This window comes from Psychrobacter sp. 1Y4 (assembly GCF_051847555.1).
In genome coordinates this window covers 1-667 of record NZ_JBPYDE010000646.1, presented here as the reverse complement: position 1 = coordinate 667, position 667 = coordinate 1, and the positions used below count along the sequence as shown (strand labels likewise).

Annotated in this window: 1 protein-coding gene; it reads left to right on the top strand. The window is 42.0% G+C overall.

Annotated elements, in window-relative coordinates; all coding sequences use genetic code 11:
- Positions 1-177 precede the first annotated feature (177 nt).
- Positions 178-667: SulP family inorganic anion transporter (locus ACS8FC_RS18090; RefSeq protein ID WP_439297805.1), on the top strand; the 490-nt coding region annotated here is incomplete at its 3' end.

Below are 667 nucleotides of genomic sequence, written 5' to 3'. Positions count from 1 at the left end.
AATAACTCGCTAACGATGACAGTTCACATTTTTATATTTATTATTTGATGGGCAATATGCCTAGATAGAGATGTGTCAGACTTTTCATGTTAGATATTTCTTATATCTCTCCTAGAGATTTATTAGATACGTTGTGTATTGGCAGACTAAAGCAGTTCCTAAAAAACTGAGTTAAACATGTTAAATACGATTAAAGAACATTGGCTAGCCAATGTGAGAGGCGATGTCCTAGCTGGCATGGTCGTCGCTTTAGCGCTTATTCCTGAAGCCATTGCGTTTTCTATCATCGCTGGCGTTGATCCCCAAGTAGGCCTTTATGCCTCATTTTGTATCGCTGTGGTGATTGCCTTCGTCGGTGGACGTCCAGCGATGATTTCAGCGGCAACTGGCGCGATGGCGCTACTCATGGTCACACTGGTCAAAGATTACGGCTTGCAATATTTACTAGCAGCCAGTGTCCTGACAGGTGTGATACAGATTATTTTTGGCTTCTTAAAGCTGGGTAATCTGATGAAATATGTGTCTCAATCGGTGGTACTAGGCTTTATCAATGCTTTGGCCATTTTGATTTTTATGTCGCAAATTCCTGAGCTGATGCCACAAGCTGGCTCAAACCTAGTACACGTTTATGGTCTTGTGGCACTAGGCCTAGTGATTATTTATGGCT